This window comes from Cedecea selenatireducens, assembly GCF_042138895.1.
Classification (GTDB): Bacteria; Pseudomonadota; Gammaproteobacteria; order Enterobacterales; family Enterobacteriaceae; genus Cedecea; species Cedecea selenatireducens.
Genome location: NZ_JBHIKW010000003.1, coordinates 470,551 through 484,245, shown reverse-complemented (window position 1 = coordinate 484,245; position 13,695 = coordinate 470,551). Strand labels below are relative to the sequence as shown.

General features: G+C 55.3%; 13 protein-coding genes. 10 read left to right on the top strand and 3 right to left on the bottom strand.

Features of this window, described 5'->3' with window-relative positions; translation table 11 throughout:
• Nucleotides 1-135: 135 nt before the first annotated feature.
• Nucleotides 136-1,326 (bottom strand): maltose/maltodextrin ABC transporter substrate-binding protein MalE, encoded by a 1,191-nt coding sequence (malE, locus tag ACE38U_RS07745; protein ID WP_038476712.1) that lies wholly within the window; start codon nucleotides 1,324-1,326, stop codon nucleotides 136-138.
• A gap of 373 nt (nucleotides 1,327-1,699) precedes the next feature.
• Here malE and malK point away from each other — a divergent pair, with 373 nt between their 5' ends.
• The 5 genes from malK (at nucleotide 1,700) to ubiA (ending at nucleotide 6,828) form a co-directional block, all read left to right on the top strand.
• Nucleotides 1,700-2,809, top strand: coding sequence for a maltose/maltodextrin ABC transporter ATP-binding protein MalK (malK, locus tag ACE38U_RS07740; protein ID WP_038476710.1), 1,110 nt, complete (start codon nucleotides 1,700-1,702; stop codon nucleotides 2,807-2,809).
• A 42-nt stretch (nucleotides 2,810-2,851) separates the two neighbouring features.
• A complete protein-coding gene (locus ACE38U_RS07735) occupies nucleotides 2,852-4,174 on the top strand; it encodes a maltoporin (RefSeq protein WP_038476708.1) in 1,323 nt (440 codons plus the stop codon).
• A 99-nt stretch (nucleotides 4,175-4,273) separates the two neighbouring features.
• Nucleotides 4,274-5,224, top strand: coding sequence for a maltose operon protein MalM (gene malM / locus ACE38U_RS07730; protein WP_038476706.1), 951 nt, complete (start codon nucleotides 4,274-4,276; stop codon nucleotides 5,222-5,224).
• 222 nt (nucleotides 5,225-5,446) lie between these two features.
• The gene (gene ubiC, locus ACE38U_RS07725; protein ID WP_038476704.1) at nucleotides 5,447-5,956 is read left to right on the top strand and encodes a chorismate lyase; all 510 of its coding nucleotides are present in this window, start codon (nucleotides 5,447-5,449) and stop codon (nucleotides 5,954-5,956) included.
• On the top strand, nucleotides 5,956-6,828 hold the full coding sequence (gene ubiA / locus ACE38U_RS07720; protein WP_038476703.1) for a 4-hydroxybenzoate octaprenyltransferase: 873 nt from the start codon (nucleotides 5,956-5,958) through the stop codon (nucleotides 6,826-6,828). Before ubiC ends, ubiA begins: the two co-directional genes overlap by 1 nt.
• Nucleotides 6,829-6,894: 66 nt before the next feature.
• On the opposite strand, the gene plsB is transcribed toward ubiA, so the two are convergent.
• Nucleotides 6,895-9,324: a glycerol-3-phosphate 1-O-acyltransferase PlsB gene (gene plsB / locus ACE38U_RS07715; RefSeq protein WP_375529429.1), complete on the bottom strand. Its 2,430-nt coding sequence runs from the start codon at nucleotides 9,322-9,324 to the stop codon at nucleotides 6,895-6,897.
• A gap of 131 nt (nucleotides 9,325-9,455) precedes the next feature.
• Between plsB and ACE38U_RS07710 the strand changes: the two genes are divergently transcribed.
• The 4 genes from ACE38U_RS07710 (at nucleotide 9,456) to ACE38U_RS07695 (ending at nucleotide 12,397) form a co-directional block, all read left to right on the top strand.
• Nucleotides 9,456-9,824: a diacylglycerol kinase gene (locus ACE38U_RS07710; RefSeq protein WP_038483017.1), complete on the top strand. Its 369-nt coding sequence runs from the start codon at nucleotides 9,456-9,458 to the stop codon at nucleotides 9,822-9,824.
• A 109-nt stretch (nucleotides 9,825-9,933) separates the two neighbouring features.
• Nucleotides 9,934-10,542 (top strand): transcriptional repressor LexA, encoded by a 609-nt coding sequence (gene lexA, locus ACE38U_RS07705; RefSeq protein WP_038476699.1) that lies wholly within the window; start codon nucleotides 9,934-9,936, stop codon nucleotides 10,540-10,542.
• 75 nt (nucleotides 10,543-10,617) lie between these two features.
• The gene (gene dinF, locus ACE38U_RS07700; RefSeq protein WP_176981237.1) at nucleotides 10,618-11,952 is read left to right on the top strand and encodes an MATE family efflux transporter DinF; all 1,335 of its coding nucleotides are present in this window, start codon (nucleotides 10,618-10,620) and stop codon (nucleotides 11,950-11,952) included.
• A 235-nt stretch (nucleotides 11,953-12,187) separates the two neighbouring features.
• Nucleotides 12,188-12,397, top strand: a complete 210-nt coding sequence (locus ACE38U_RS07695; RefSeq protein WP_038476694.1) for a CsbD family protein — start codon at nucleotides 12,188-12,190, stop codon at nucleotides 12,395-12,397.
• 71 nt (nucleotides 12,398-12,468) lie between these two features.
• On the opposite strand, the gene zur is transcribed toward ACE38U_RS07695, so the two are convergent.
• Nucleotides 12,469-12,981, bottom strand: coding sequence for a zinc uptake transcriptional repressor Zur (zur, locus tag ACE38U_RS07690; protein ID WP_038476691.1), 513 nt, complete (start codon nucleotides 12,979-12,981; stop codon nucleotides 12,469-12,471).
• Nucleotides 12,982-13,076: 95 nt separating this feature from the next.
• Here zur and ACE38U_RS07685 point away from each other — a divergent pair, with 95 nt between their 5' ends.
• Nucleotides 13,077-13,580, top strand: coding sequence for a cupin domain-containing protein (locus ACE38U_RS07685; protein WP_176981236.1), 504 nt, complete (start codon nucleotides 13,077-13,079; stop codon nucleotides 13,578-13,580).
• The last annotated feature ends 115 nt before the right edge of the window (nucleotides 13,581-13,695 follow it).

The window sequence follows — 13,695 nt, the reverse complement described above, 5'->3', positions numbered from 1 at the left end:
CCCCACAGGGGAGAGGGGATAGAAGGGCCAGGCTGAATCTGAACCACTCGTCTCCCTTGGGGATAGAAAGGGCCGGACTCAATTCAAATTCCCCCCTCTCCCCTATGGGGAGAGGGCCGGGGTGAGGGGCAAGCTTTACTTAGTGATACGTCCCTGAGCATCCTTCAGCGCAGCATCAACGGTCTGGCGACCGCTAACGGCGTTGATAACTGCGGTACGCACGGCATACCAGAAGGCAGACATCTGAGGAATATTCGGCATGATCTCGCCTTTTTGGGCGTTATTCATGGTGGCAGCAATACGTGGATCTTTAGCCAACTGCTCCTGGAAGGATTTCAGCGCCACGGCACCGAGCGGTTTGTCCTTGTTTACGTCTGCCAGACCCTGGTCGGTCAACAGGTAGTTTTCAAGGAACTCTTTCGCCAGTTCTTTATTCGGGCTGGCGGCGTTGATACCGGCGCTGAGTACGCCCACGAACGGTTTAGACGGCTTGCCTTTAAAGGTTGGCAGCAGCGTCACGCCGTAGTTGATTTTGCTCTTATCGATATTGGACCAGGCCCACGGGCCGTTAATCGTCATCGCCGTTTCGCCCTTGTTGAACGAGGCTTCAGCGATGGAGTAGTCGGTGTCGGCGTTCATCTGCTTGTTCTTGATCATATCGACCAGGAAGCCGAGGCCCGCTTTTGCGCCCGGGCTGTCTACGCCCACATCTTTCACATCATATTTGCCGTTTTCGAACTTGAAGGCATACCCGCCGTCGGCGGCAATCAGCGGCCAGGTGAAGTACGGCTCCTGCAGGTTGAACATCAACGCGCTCTTACCTTTCGCCTTCAGCTGTTTATCCAGGGCTGGGATCTCCTCCCAGGTTTTCGGCGGGTTTGGCACCAGGTCTTTGTTATAAATCAGCGACAGCGCTTCTACCGCAATCGGGTAAGCGATGAATTTGCCGTTGTAACGCACCGCGTCCCAGGTGAACGGATAGAGCTTGTCCTGGAAAGCTTTGTCTGGGGTGATTTCGGCCAGCAGGCCGGACTGGGCATAGCCGCCAAAGCGGTCATGAGCCCAGAAGATAATATCCGGGCCATCGCCGGTTGCTGCCACCTGAGGGAATTTTTCTTCAAGTTTATCAGGATGTTCGATGGTGACTTTAATACCGGTATCTTTCTCAAACTTCTTACCGACTTCGGCCAGGCCGTTGTAGCCCTTATCGCCGTTAATCCAGATGACCAGTTTGCCTTCTTCGATTTTTGCCAGTGCAGAGGCGGAAAGCATCATCGTCGTCAGGGCTGACAGAGCGAGGATACGGGCGCCGGTTTTAATTTTCATGTTCCCATCCTTTGAGTGGTGGTGTGCGCTTTATAGGGTAGTGCAGATTAACGTTGTTAAGTCTGCGGAGATGGCAAGCGCTTCTCATCCTCCTTTGCTCTACGCCCCTGGGTGGTTATCTGTGATCTGCTTTGCATAACTGGCCGTTATGTGTCCTGGCGCACATAAAAACGCACTGAAAACTGAAGCCGCGATCACGAAAATCCCTTGTGGTACCTGCAACCGGTTGCAGATGCCCCTTCCTCATCCTCCCGCCTCCTCCCCCACAAAAAAGCGTTAGGGTGGAGGATTTACCAAATGTAGCGATCCCTCATAGTCGGACACATATTGAATCACCTGCCCAGCGGCAGGCGGCAGTAATGAGGGAGTGGTAATGGCAAGCGTACAGCTGCGGAACGTAACAAAAGCCTGGGGTGACGTGGTGGTATCGAAAGATATCAACCTCGACATCAATGAAGGAGAGTTCGTGGTTTTTGTCGGACCTTCAGGCTGCGGTAAGTCAACGCTGCTGCGAATGATTGCGGGCCTCGAAACCATCACCAGCGGCGAACTGATGATTGGTGAAAAGCGCATGAACGACATTCCACCCGCTGAACGCGGCGTTGGCATGGTGTTTCAGTCGTACGCCCTCTATCCCCACCTCTCTGTCGCGGAAAACATGTCCTTTGGCCTGAAGCTGGCCGGGGCAAAAAAAGACGATATCAACCAGCGCGTCAATCAGGTTTCTGAAACCCTGCAGCTCGCGCACCTGCTGGAAAGACGCCCAAAAGCGCTCTCCGGGGGGCAACGCCAGCGCGTGGCCATTGGCCGAACCCTGGTAGCGGAGCCACGCGTATTCCTGCTGGATGAACCACTTTCAAACCTCGATGCGGCGCTGCGCGTGCAGATGCGTATCGAGATATCCCGTCTGCACAAGCGCCTGGGCCGCACGATGATTTACGTGACCCATGACCAGATTGAGGCGATGACCCTGGCCGACAAAATCGTCGTGCTGGACGCCGGACGCGTCGCGCAGGTCGGGAAACCGTTAGAGCTGTATCACTACCCGGCAAACCGCTTTGTGGCGGGCTTTATCGGGTCGCCAAAAATGAACTTCCTGCCGGTAAAAGTGACCGCGACGGCCATTGATCAGGTGCAGGTGGAATTGCCTAACCGTCAGCATGTCTGGCTGCCGGTAGAAAGCCGCAACGTTCAGGTAGGCGCCAATATGTCTCTTGGCATCCGCCCGGAACACCTGCTGCCGAGCGACATTGCTGATGTCACCCTTGAAGGGGAAGTGCAGGTCGTTGAGCAGTTGGGACATGAGACTCAGATTCACATCCAAATCCCCGCCATTCGTCAGAACCTGGTCTACCGCCAGAATGACGTGGTGTTGGTAAAAGAGGGTGCCACATTCGCTATTGGCCTGCCGCCAGAGCGTTGCCATCTGTTCCGAGAAGATGGCACCGCATGTCGTCGGTTGCATCAAGAGCCCGGCGTTTAAGCATTCCCATAAAAAAGAAAAGCAATGATCTCAGGAGATAGAATGATGATTACTCTGCGCAAACTCCCACTGGCGGTCGCCGTTATTGCAGGCATTGTGTCTGCACAGGCTGGCGCCGTTGATTTCAAGGGTTATGCACGTTCAGGTATTGGCTGGACAGGTAGCGGCGGCGAGCAGCAGTGTTTTAAAGCGACAGGTGCTGGCTCTAAATACCGTCTGGGTAACGAGTGCGAAACTTATGCTGAAGTTGAGTTAGGTCAGCAGGTTTGGCAAGAAGGTGAAAAAAGCTTCTACGTTGACACCATGATTGGTTACGCCACCGACCAGCTGAACGATGACGAGGACACCAACGGTGGTCCGCGCGTGCGCCAGATGAACGTGGTGGGTAAAAACCTGATTGACGCGCTGCCGGGGGCCAACATCTGGGCAGGTAAGCGTTACTACAAACGTCATGACGTGCACATGATCGACTTCTACTACTGGGACGTTTCAGGTCCGGGTGCCGGTCTTGAAGACATCAACCTGGGCTTCGGTAAACTCTCCCTGGCCGCAACCCGTAACGGTGAAGCTGGCGGTTCTCAGGCCTTTATCGACGGCGAAACCCGTAAGAAAAACAAGTCGAATGACATCTTCGATATCCGTTTAGGCCAGATGGAAGTGAACCCAGGCGGTTCTCTGGAAGTCGGTTTTGATTACGGTCGTGCAAATAATACCGATCACTACGATTCAGTCGATCAGAATGCTACCTCCAATGGCTGGCTGGGTACCGTGGAACATACTCAGACCTTCCTTGGCACCAGCCTGAACAAATTTGTGGTGCAGTACGGCACCAATGCGATGGCACAAACCAACGGTACCGGACGTCCTGATACCTCCAAAAACAACGACGGCAAAATGCTGCGCGTGATCGACCACGGTGCTATCGACTTCAACGATACCTGGGGCCTGATGTATGTGGGTATGTACCAGGATATCAACCGCGATGATAGCAACGGCACCAAGTGGTGGACCGTGGGCGTTCGTCCTATGTACAAATGGACGCCAATCATGAGCACCCTGCTGGAAGTTGGCTATGACAACGTGAAGTCTCAGCTGACCGACAAGAGCAACAACCAGTACAAAATTACCCTGGCACAACAGTGGCAGGCGGGGAACAGCATCTGGTCTCGTCCGGCCATCCGCGTCTTCGCGACCTACGCCAAGTGGGATGAGAAGTGGGGTTACTCTTCCGGCAATGTGGGTGATGCCAACTACGTGGCAAATGCCTCATCCGGTACTGCTTTCAGCGATACCAGCGCCCGTACTTTCAGCCGTGGCAACGACAGCGAAGTGACCTTCGGTGCTCAGATGGAAGTCTGGTGGTAAGTTAACCCGCTGTGCGGGTGCATAGCGCCCGCCAGTTTCACATGCCTGACCCGTCTCTTTTTTGCCTGAAGGAGGCGGGTTCGCTTCGAGGATAAAACAATGAAAAAACATCTTCTCGCGCTTTGCCTGCTTCCCGTCCTGGGCTTATCGTCCGTGCCGGCCTCATTTGCCGCCAACGCGGCGATTAACCCGCAAAACGTCTCAACCGCACCGTCTATTCCTGCGGAAAAATTACAGAGCCTGCCGTGGGTCCCGCTGATGCCGCCCGTCAGCCAGGATGTGGTCCTGAGTGCCTCTTCGGCCAGCCTTAACGTAGGTGAACTCTCCGGTAGCGTGGCGGCATTCATACTGCCAGCCGATCAGGGCTCACTGGAAATCACGCTGACCAGCCTGGTAAAAGACTTAAGCGTTTATGCGCCAAACGTCCTGATTCTCGACGGGCAGATGCAGCCTTCTGCTTTCTTCCCGAGCAGTTACTTCCAGTACCAGAAGCCGGGTATGACCTCCGGCAACCGTCTGGAAAACGTCATGAAGCTGACCCCGATGATGGGGCAGAAACAGATCTATATGCTGGTGTACACCACCAAACACGATCTGACTGAAACTACCCGCATGATTAACCCGGCGAAGCTCTACGCCGAAGGGGCAAGCAACGCCATTCCTGATGTTGCCGACCCGGTTGCCCGTCACAGTGGGCAAGGTACGCTGACGGTGCAGGTCAAAACCGAACAGAACAGCGGCAACATCATGATCGGCAAAATCTTCGGTGGTTCCGATGCGAAACCTGTTGTCGTGGGCAACGTAGCGCCGCCAACGGCTTACTCCGCACCGGCTGCCGCTCCAGCGCCAGTGGCCGCGCCTGCTCCGGCACCGGCCGCGAAGAGCGAGCCGATGCTCAATGATACGGAAAGCTATTTTAACCGCGCGATTAAACAGGCTGTGGATAAAGGCGACATCGATAAGGCCCTGAAACTGCTGAATGAAGCCGAGCGTCTGGGTTCCACCTCCGCCCGTAAAACTTTTATCAGCAGTGTAAAAGGCAAGGGGTAACCATCTCCCCACGTTGCTGATGCTTGAAGTATTGGTGCGCTCAGGCGCACCTTTTTTTTCCCCGTCATAATTCGAGCCACAGGGGGGTTGTACTCCCTTACCTAAGATTGCTCTTCTGTTGCTCAATTGTTGCGATATTTGCCGCGGGTGCTGCCATTGTCTGCCCCCACGGGGATGTTCTGCGTTACAATGCCTCCAGGTTATATATCGGAGAGTATTCCCATGTCCGACGCGCTGTCGCCGTTGCGCGCCCTGAATTTCTTTACGGAGGTCCCGCAAGGGCTTAGCTCCGCTTATCTTGACTGGCTCTTGCTGGAAGATTCGATGACGAAACGCTTCGAACAGCACTGCAGCAAAGTCACCGTCCGCATTGTGCGCGAAGGTTTTTTCCCGGCCGGCAGTGATATGCCTGAAGTCGGGCTATTGCCTGCTTCTGAGCGCTACTGGCTGCGGGAAATTATTCTCTGTGGTGATGATGAACCCTGGCTACTTGGGCGCACCGTTGTGCCTGAAACCACGCTAGAGGGTCCCGAGTTGGCCTTGCAAAAGCTTGGCAATACGCCGCTCGGGCGTTACCTGTTTAGCTCATCAACCCTGACGCGCGACTACATCGAAATTGGCCGCAGCGCTGAACTTTGGGGGCGTCGCTCCCGGCTGAGACTCTCCGGCAAACCGCTGCTGCTGACCGAACTGTTTTTGCCAGCGTCTCCGCTGTACGAAGAGGAAAAATAATGGAGTGGAGTCTTAACCAGGGAAAGCTTCTGGCCTACCACCGGTTGATGCGCACCGATAAGCCAATCGGCGCTCTGCTGTTGCTGTGGCCAACATTGTGGGCGCTTTGGGTTGCAACGCCGGGCCTGCCGTCGCTGATGAACCTGATTGTCTTTATCGCTGGCGTCTGGCTGATGCGCGCCGCAGGCTGCGTCGTGAATGATTATGCCGACCGTAAGTTCGACGGCCACGTTAAGCGCACCGCGCAGCGCCCGTTGCCCAGCGGGGCGGTTTCAGAGAAAGAAGCGAAGATCCTGTTTGTCGTGCTGGTGGGCCTTGCCTTCCTGCTGGTGCTGACGCTCAACACCATGACTATCCTGCTGTCGATAGCAGGGCTGGCGCTGGCATGGGTGTATCCGTTTATGAAGCGCTACACGCATTTGCCTCAGGTGGTGCTGGGGGCGGCTTTCGGCTGGTCTATACCAATGGCCTTTGCCGCGGCTAGCGAGTCTGTGCCGCTCAGCTGCTGGCTGATGTTCCTGGCGAATATTTGCTGGACCGTGGCGTATGACACACAGTATGCAATGGTCGATCGTGACGATGACCTGAAGATTGGCATTAAGTCGACGGCTATTCTGTTTGGCCGTCACGACAAGCTGATTATCGGCCTGCTGCAAATCGCGACCATGGTGCTGATGGGAGTAGTTGGCTGGCTAAACGGCCTGGGTGGCGCGTTCTACTGGTCAATTTTACTGGCGGGTGGATTGTTTATTCATCAGCAAAAACTCATCGCCAGGCGCGAGCGTGAAGGCTGCTTTAAAGCGTTTATGAACAACAACTACGTGGGCCTGGTACTGTTTATTGGGCTGGTACTGAGCTACCTGCATTTCTGAGTGCTCAGGCAATAAAAAAGGCGGGTCGACGCATAATGCCGACCCGCCTTTTTAGTTTCTATCGAATCAGGAAACAGCGTCCTGGGAGGCTGAGCTCTCGATAGTCAGACGTACATCCGAGGTCACCAGGTCTGCCAGCATCTGGTACACCTTGATGGTTTCGGTCGCGTCTGCATCTCCGGTATCGCTAATGTAGCCCTCATCGCGCAGGGTCAGTACCAGCGAGGTAAAGACGGCTTTATCAAAGAACTCTGGGGCGTTAATGCCGTGCAGAACGGACAGACGCTGCGCCACCGTACGGCTTTCACGCTCCAGCGTCCCGCGGTTGATCGACGGGTTGGCGCTCAGCTGCCAGAAGGTAATGGCATAACGCTGAACCGTCTCGCGCACGCCCGCTGCCAGAAGCTGCAGAGTGCGAGAACGGTTAGGGTTGATCTGCACTTCATCGTCAACAACCATCACCAGCCCCTGACGTTCCATCTCCGCGATCAGCGCATCAATTTCTCTGCCCAGCTCGCTTTTTTCCCAGCGCAGGAACAGCTCGGCCTTCAGCATCGGATAAACGACTTCTATCTGACGAAGCAGCTCGGCACGTGAGATATGGCGATGCTGGGTGATGATGGACGCCATCAGCGACGGCAACACCAGCATATGCATGATGTTGTTGCGGTAATAGGTCATCAGCACGGCCTGCTCGCGCGGCAGAATGATGATGTCACCGATGGTGTCTTTCTCCACCTCGAACTTGTTCATCTGCAGGGCGTGGTCGATCAGCGCATTTGCGGAGACCGTTGGGGCGGTAGCGTCCGGAGAATATGGGACGTTGCGCAGCAGGTTCAGGTAGCAGTCCAGCTGTTCGGTGAGCTGTTCACGGGTCAGTGAGCGCTGGCGTGAGGCAAGCAGCGCGGTACAGCACAGGTTCATGGCGTTGGCCGCCCCTGCGTTGTTGATTCTCACCATCAGGTCAGCGGCGATATTGTTCACCGTCGGCGTTAACCAGGCGGGACGAATCGCTTCAATCGGATCGATAGAATCTTTCCATTCCGGCACATGCTGGTTCAGGTAGGCCATCAGCGGCAGCGGTTCACCGAAGTTAACGTAGCCCTGACCCAGGTTACGCAGCTTACTCAGGCCGCGAACCATCTGCATGAAGCTCTCTTTTTCTTTTGTCGCACCGCGCAGTTCTTTCGCGTAAGTGCCCACTTCCATTACGTGCTCGTAGCCGATGTAAATCGGCACCAGGGTAATCGGACGGGTGCCGCCGCGCAGCATTGCCTGAATCGTCATCGACAGCGTGCCGGTCTTCGGATCCAGCAGGCGACCGGTACGGGAACGGCCACCCTCGACAAAGTACTCCACGGAATAGCCACGGCTGAACAGCTCGCCGAGGTACTCGCGGAACACCGTAGAGTAAAGCTTGTTGCCCTTGAAGGTACGACGAATAAAGAAGGCGCCCAGGCGGCGGAAAATCGGGCCGGCCGGCCAGAAGTTCAGGTTAATCCCGGCGGCGATATGCGGCGGAACCAGCCCCTGGTGATAAAGCACGTAGGAGAGCAGCAGATAATCCATGTGGCTGCGGTGGCAGGGCACATAGACAATTTCGTGGCCGTCGTGGGCAAGCTGGCGCACGCGCTCGGCGTTGTGCACGTTAATGCCCTGATAGAGGCGGTTCCAGGTTAAGCCTAAAACCCGGTCCGTTAAACGTACGGCTTCGTAGGAGAAGTTGGCGGCAATCTCTTCCATCAGCGCGACGGCGTTTTGCTGCGCTTTTTCGTGGGAGATTTTCTTGCTGCGGGCTTCGTCTTCTACCGTGCGGGCAATCGCTTTTGACGCCAGCAGCTTGTTGAAGAGATCCTGGCGAACCGGCAGACGTGGGCCTACTGCGGCCAGGCGCTGGCGGGCAAAGTGGGTACGCGCCACGCGAGCCAGTTTTTGGGCGATAATTTTGTCGGTGCCGTGTTCGGTCGCCATGCGGCGCAGCGAAACCGGCGGAGAGAAACGGACAAAGCTATCGCGGCCCAGCCACGAAACCGCAAAGAATTTCTGGACGCCGTTCAGGGTACGTAAAGGCGGATTGATTTCCCCTTTCTCGCGTCCTGGGGAGCGGCCAAACATCACGGAAACCGGCACCATCTGCACATCGAGATCCGGGTTGCTGCGGTGCAGATCCAGATAGTCGTGGAACAGTTTTACCGACTCTTCTTTTGGCGTGTAGTAGGTAAAGACGCGCGGGCCGCCGTGGATAAACACGTAGCGCGGCAGCAGTACGCCGTCAATTTCCAAAGGTTCCAGCGGGTCCGGCAGGTCGTGATCCAGGCATTGGGCACGCAGCGTCAGTAGGTCTGCCTTAGAATTGTAGGGCAGGACGTACATAATCGGGCGTGAGGGATCCAGACCGAGCTCGGTTTGCGGATCGGCCGGGATAGACTTGCTTTTTACCAGAACGCTTAATGGTAAATTCAGTAATTTGTAGTAAATTCTTGGCCAGCCTGACATAGATGATGTAAAGCCTCAGGTTAATAATGCAAATGCGCCGCAAGGATATCAGAAACTCTGGGGAATTTCTGTGGCGCTGCGATTTAGACTCAATGAGCATTGACGCTCAATATTTAAAAAGGTTTCCTTTAATGGCGAATAATACCACCGGCATCACCCGCATTATTAAGGCTGCAGGCTACTCATGGAAGGGACTGCGAGCGGCCTGGATCAACGAAGCTGCATTTCGTCAGGAAGGCGTTGCGGCGGTTATTGCCATCGGCATTGCCTGCTGGCTGGACGTTGATCCTATCACCCGCATTTTACTGATTGGCTCGGTGGTGCTGGTGATGATTGTCGAGATCCTTAACAGCGCCATTGAAGCGCTGGTCGACCGTGTGGGCACCGACTACCACGAGCTTTCAGGGCGAGCCAAAGATATGGGTTCAGCCGCGGTATTGATAGCGATTATTCTTGCGGTTGCGACCTGGGCCACCTTGCTTTGGTCACATTTGCGATAGTCCTTCCAGAATAGTTTAAGTCGCTGGTTTTTTGCTTAATTTGTGGTTTCAAATTCGCCCGGGGCTGTATATACTCACAGCATAACTGTATAAACACCCAGGGGGCGGAATGAAAGCACTAACTACCAGGCAGCAAGAGGTGTTTGATCTCATTCGGGATCATATCAACCAGACCGGCATGCCACCTACGCGCGCCGAAATTGCACAACGTCTGGGGTTCCGTTCTCCAAACGCCGCTGAAGAGCATCTCAAAGCGCTGGCGCGTAAAGGTGCCATCGAGATTGTTTCCGGTGCATCACGCGGCATTCGTTTGCTGGTTGAAGAAGAAAGCGGCCTGCCGCTTGTAGGCCGTGTGGCCGCCGGTGAGCCGCTGCTGGCACAGCAGCACATCGAAGGCCACTACCAGGTTGACCCGTCGCTGTTTAAACCGAATGCCGATTTCCTGCTGCGCGTCAGCGGCATGTCGATGAAAGATATCGGCATCATGGACGGCGATTTGCTTGCGGTTCACAAAACGCAGGACGTGCGTAACGGCCAGGTCGTTGTCGCGCGTATCGACGATGAAGTCACCGTGAAACGCCTGAAAAAGCAGGGTAACACCGTGCATCTGCTGCCTGAAAACAGCGAATTCCAGCCTATTGTGGTCGATCTTCGCGAGCAGAACTTTAGCATTGAAGGTCTGGCCGTCGGGGTGATCCGCAACGGTGAATGGCTGTAACACGTCTTCTGGTGGTGCGGTAAACCTGCTGTACCACCCGCTTTAAACCCCTCTATTTTCCTCTGGATCATTCCCATGCGATTCTTCTCGTCAACGGATGGTGCGCTTTGGCGACTGGCGCTGCCGATGATTTTTTCCAATATTACCGTGCCGCTGCTGGGCCTGGTTGACACCGCCGTCATCGGCCATCTCGACAGCCCGACCTATCTCGGCGGCGTGGCTATCGGCGCTACGGCGACCAGCTTCCTGTTTATGCTGCTGCTGTTTCTGCGTATGAGCACCACCGGATTAACGGCGCAGGCGTTTGGCGCAAACGATCCACAGCGGCTGGCGCGCGCGCTGGTTCAGCCGCTGATGCTGGCGCTGATCGCCGGGCTTGCCATCGTGCTACTGCGTTATCCACTGATCACCCTCGCGCTGCACGTCGTTGGCGGCAACGAAGAGGTGCTGTATCAGGCTCGTCGTTTCCTGGAGATCCGCTGGCTGAGTGCCCCCGCATCGCTGGCTAACCTCGTGCTGTTGGGCTGGCTGCTGGGCGTTCAGTATGCGCGGGCACCGGTGATCCTGCTGGTGGTGGGAAACCTTATCAATATCGTGCTCGATCTTTGGCTGGTGATGGGGCTGCACATGAACGTGCAGGGGGCGGCGCTGGCGACGGCGGTGTCTGAATACGCCACGTTTTTCATCGGCCTGCTGATGGTGCACAAAGTCCTGAAGCTGCGCGGCATTAGCTGGGCACGCCTTAAAACGGCCTGGCAGGGGGATCTACGCAAGCTGCTGGCACTGAACCGCGACATCATGCTGCGTTCGCTGCTGCTGCAAATATGCTTTGCCTCCATCACCATCTTTGGCGCACGTCTCGGCAGCGAAATTGTGGCGGTGAACGCCGTGCTGATGACGCTGCTGACCTTCACCGCCTACGCGCTGGACGGCTTCGCTTATGCGGTGGAAGCTCATTCTGGCCAGGCCTACGGCGCACGTAACCGTGGGCAACTGCTGGAGGTTTGGGGCGCAGCGTGCAGGCAGGCCGGGTTGGTCGCGGTGGCGTTTGCCGCTCTCTATGCCGTTGCCGGAGAACACATCGTCGCGCTGCTGACATCCTTGCCGGAGCTGCGTCAGCAGGCCGACCGCTACCTTGCCTGGCAGGTGATATTGCCGATGGTGGGCGTCTGGTGCTACCTGCTGGACGGGATGTTTATTGGTGCCACGCGCGGGGCCGAGATGCGAAACAGCATGGCGGTTGCCGCCCTGGGCTTTGGCGTGACGCTGCTTACGCTGCCGCTGTTTGGCAACCACGCTTTATGGTTGTCGCTGGCGGTATTTTTGGCTTTGCGCGGCCTGTCGCTCGGTTATATCTGGCGGCGCCACTGGCGCAATAACACCTGGTTTGCCGCGCATGGCGACCATTGATCGCGTTTTCTGATCCTCGTTAACTTCTCATCTATCATGCTGATTTCCCGCTTTTAAGGCGGGGAGTCCGCGTGCCGCTGATTTTGAAAATGGTTAAAGATTCTGAGTTTTATATGTAACCCGAAATCCTTGACTACAATTATTTCTACATCCAGCAGATATTGGATGTTTTCCAGAAATTCAGCATCCGACAATGAGGATGCAAAACCCTAAACCGAACGATGAGGAGATGACAATGAATAAGGACGAAATCGGCGGTAACTGGAAGCAGTTCAAAGGTACGGTCAAAGAAAAATGGGGTAAGCTGACCGATGACGACATGACCGTCATTGAAGGGAAGCGTGACCAACTGGTGGGTAAAATCCAGGAACGTTATGGTTACGCCAAAGACCAGGCAGAGAAAGAGGTTAAGGACTGGGAGTCCAGGAACGAATACCGCTGGTAACCTGGCGGCCCCTCAAATGTGCTAATCCGTAAAACCAATCCTGCCCGGGTACAAGGATGTACCTACCCTTCTTAACGCTTTTTCTTCGGCTGTATCGTATGGTCGTGATTGCAGGCGCCGTGGTGGCGACAGGCTTCAACTTCCGAACAGTCTGAACACAGCCCGTGGGCTTCAATCACGTTGTGGCGCAGGGCAAAACCCATTTTTGACGCCAGCTTCTGCATAATATCTTCCACACCTTCAGCCGCCTGTTCTTTGACGGCACCGCATCTGTCGCAAATAAACATTGCGGAAGAGTGGGTGGGGTGGTCGATAAAATTGCACAGCACATAGCTGTTGTTTGATTCCACGCGATGCACAAAACCCTGCTCCAGCAGGAAGTCCAGTGCACGGTAAACGGTGGGCGGCTTTGCCTGTGGCTCGCTGACGCGCAGGAGATCCAGCAGGTCGTAGGCGCTGATGGCGCCAGTTTGCTCGGACATAAGGCGCAGCACCTCGAGACGCTGCGGCGTCAGGCGTACATTGCGTTGCAGACACAGCTTTTCAGCCTGTGCTAACACGTTTTGCGAAGTCGTGGTGTCCATCTGCCTCTCCCGGTCATTGACTCAATACTTTACCATAATGCGGATAAAACGCCGAATCCTGGTACATAATGACCCTATCTACCCAGGAGGAAGTAATGCAAAAACCCGATTGTATTCGCCACTGGCGCGAGCTGGAAGGCAGGGATAATTCAACCTACCCGGACAGCCCGGAGCTGTTTTCTATTGGTGCCCCGCTGGCCCGCAGTTTTGGCTTATCCCGTCTTGGTATTCACCACGAACGCATTCCGCCTGGGCGCAGAACCTCTTATCCCCACGCTGAGAGCAGCGAAGAAGAGTTTGCCTATGTGCTCGAAGGGCACCCGGAAGTGTGGATCAATGGCCACCTTTGGCAGCTTGAACCCGGCGATAGCGTAGGTTTTCCTGCCGGAACAGGCATTTGCCATACCTTTATCAATAATACCGGGCAGGACGTTCGGCTATTGGTCGTTGGGGAAGCGAATAAAGCCGAAAATAAAATTTATTATCCGCTAAATCAGTCTTACGCCATGCAGCGTAAGGATCGCTGGATAGATCATCCCCCGCAATTCTTTGGCCCGCATAACGGTCTGCCTTCACGAAAGCCAAAGGGTAAACTATAAATTAATTAGCAAGGAAACGATGAGACGCTAACCCTATGGATATATTTGGGTTCCCGATGGTTCAAATATCCATCTTTTTATCGCGCTATTCACAGCAATAGTCTGCCTCTGTTCA

Bases quoted from the DNA above. Each gene is read 5' to 3' on its own strand.
- ACE38U_RS07710 (WP_038483017.1), top strand. From the start codon at position 9,456: ATGGCGAATAATACCACCGGCATCACCCGCATTATTAAGGCTGCAGGC.
- plsB (WP_375529429.1), bottom strand. From the start codon at position 9,324: ATGTCAGGCTGGCCAAGAATTTACTACAAATTACTGAATTTACCATTA.
- lexA (WP_038476699.1), top strand. From the start codon at position 9,934: ATGAAAGCACTAACTACCAGGCAGCAAGAGGTGTTTGATCTCATTCGG.
- malE (WP_038476712.1), bottom strand. From the start codon at position 1,326: ATGAAAATTAAAACCGGCGCCCGTATCCTCGCTCTGTCAGCCCTGACG.
- ubiA (WP_038476703.1), top strand. From the start codon at position 5,956: ATGGAGTGGAGTCTTAACCAGGGAAAGCTTCTGGCCTACCACCGGTTG.
- ACE38U_RS07695 (WP_038476694.1), top strand. From the start codon at position 12,188: ATGAATAAGGACGAAATCGGCGGTAACTGGAAGCAGTTCAAAGGTACG.
- zur (WP_038476691.1), bottom strand. From the start codon at position 12,981: ATGGACACCACGACTTCGCAAAACGTGTTAGCACAGGCTGAAAAGCTG.
- ACE38U_RS07735 (WP_038476708.1), top strand. From the start codon at position 2,852: ATGATGATTACTCTGCGCAAACTCCCACTGGCGGTCGCCGTTATTGCA.
- ubiC (WP_038476704.1), top strand. From the start codon at position 5,447: ATGTCCGACGCGCTGTCGCCGTTGCGCGCCCTGAATTTCTTTACGGAG.
- malM (WP_038476706.1), top strand. From the start codon at position 4,274: ATGAAAAAACATCTTCTCGCGCTTTGCCTGCTTCCCGTCCTGGGCTTA.
- malK (WP_038476710.1), top strand. From the start codon at position 1,700: ATGGCAAGCGTACAGCTGCGGAACGTAACAAAAGCCTGGGGTGACGTG.
- ACE38U_RS07685 (WP_176981236.1), top strand. From the start codon at position 13,077: ATGCAAAAACCCGATTGTATTCGCCACTGGCGCGAGCTGGAAGGCAGG.
- dinF (WP_176981237.1), top strand. From the start codon at position 10,618: ATGCGATTCTTCTCGTCAACGGATGGTGCGCTTTGGCGACTGGCGCTG.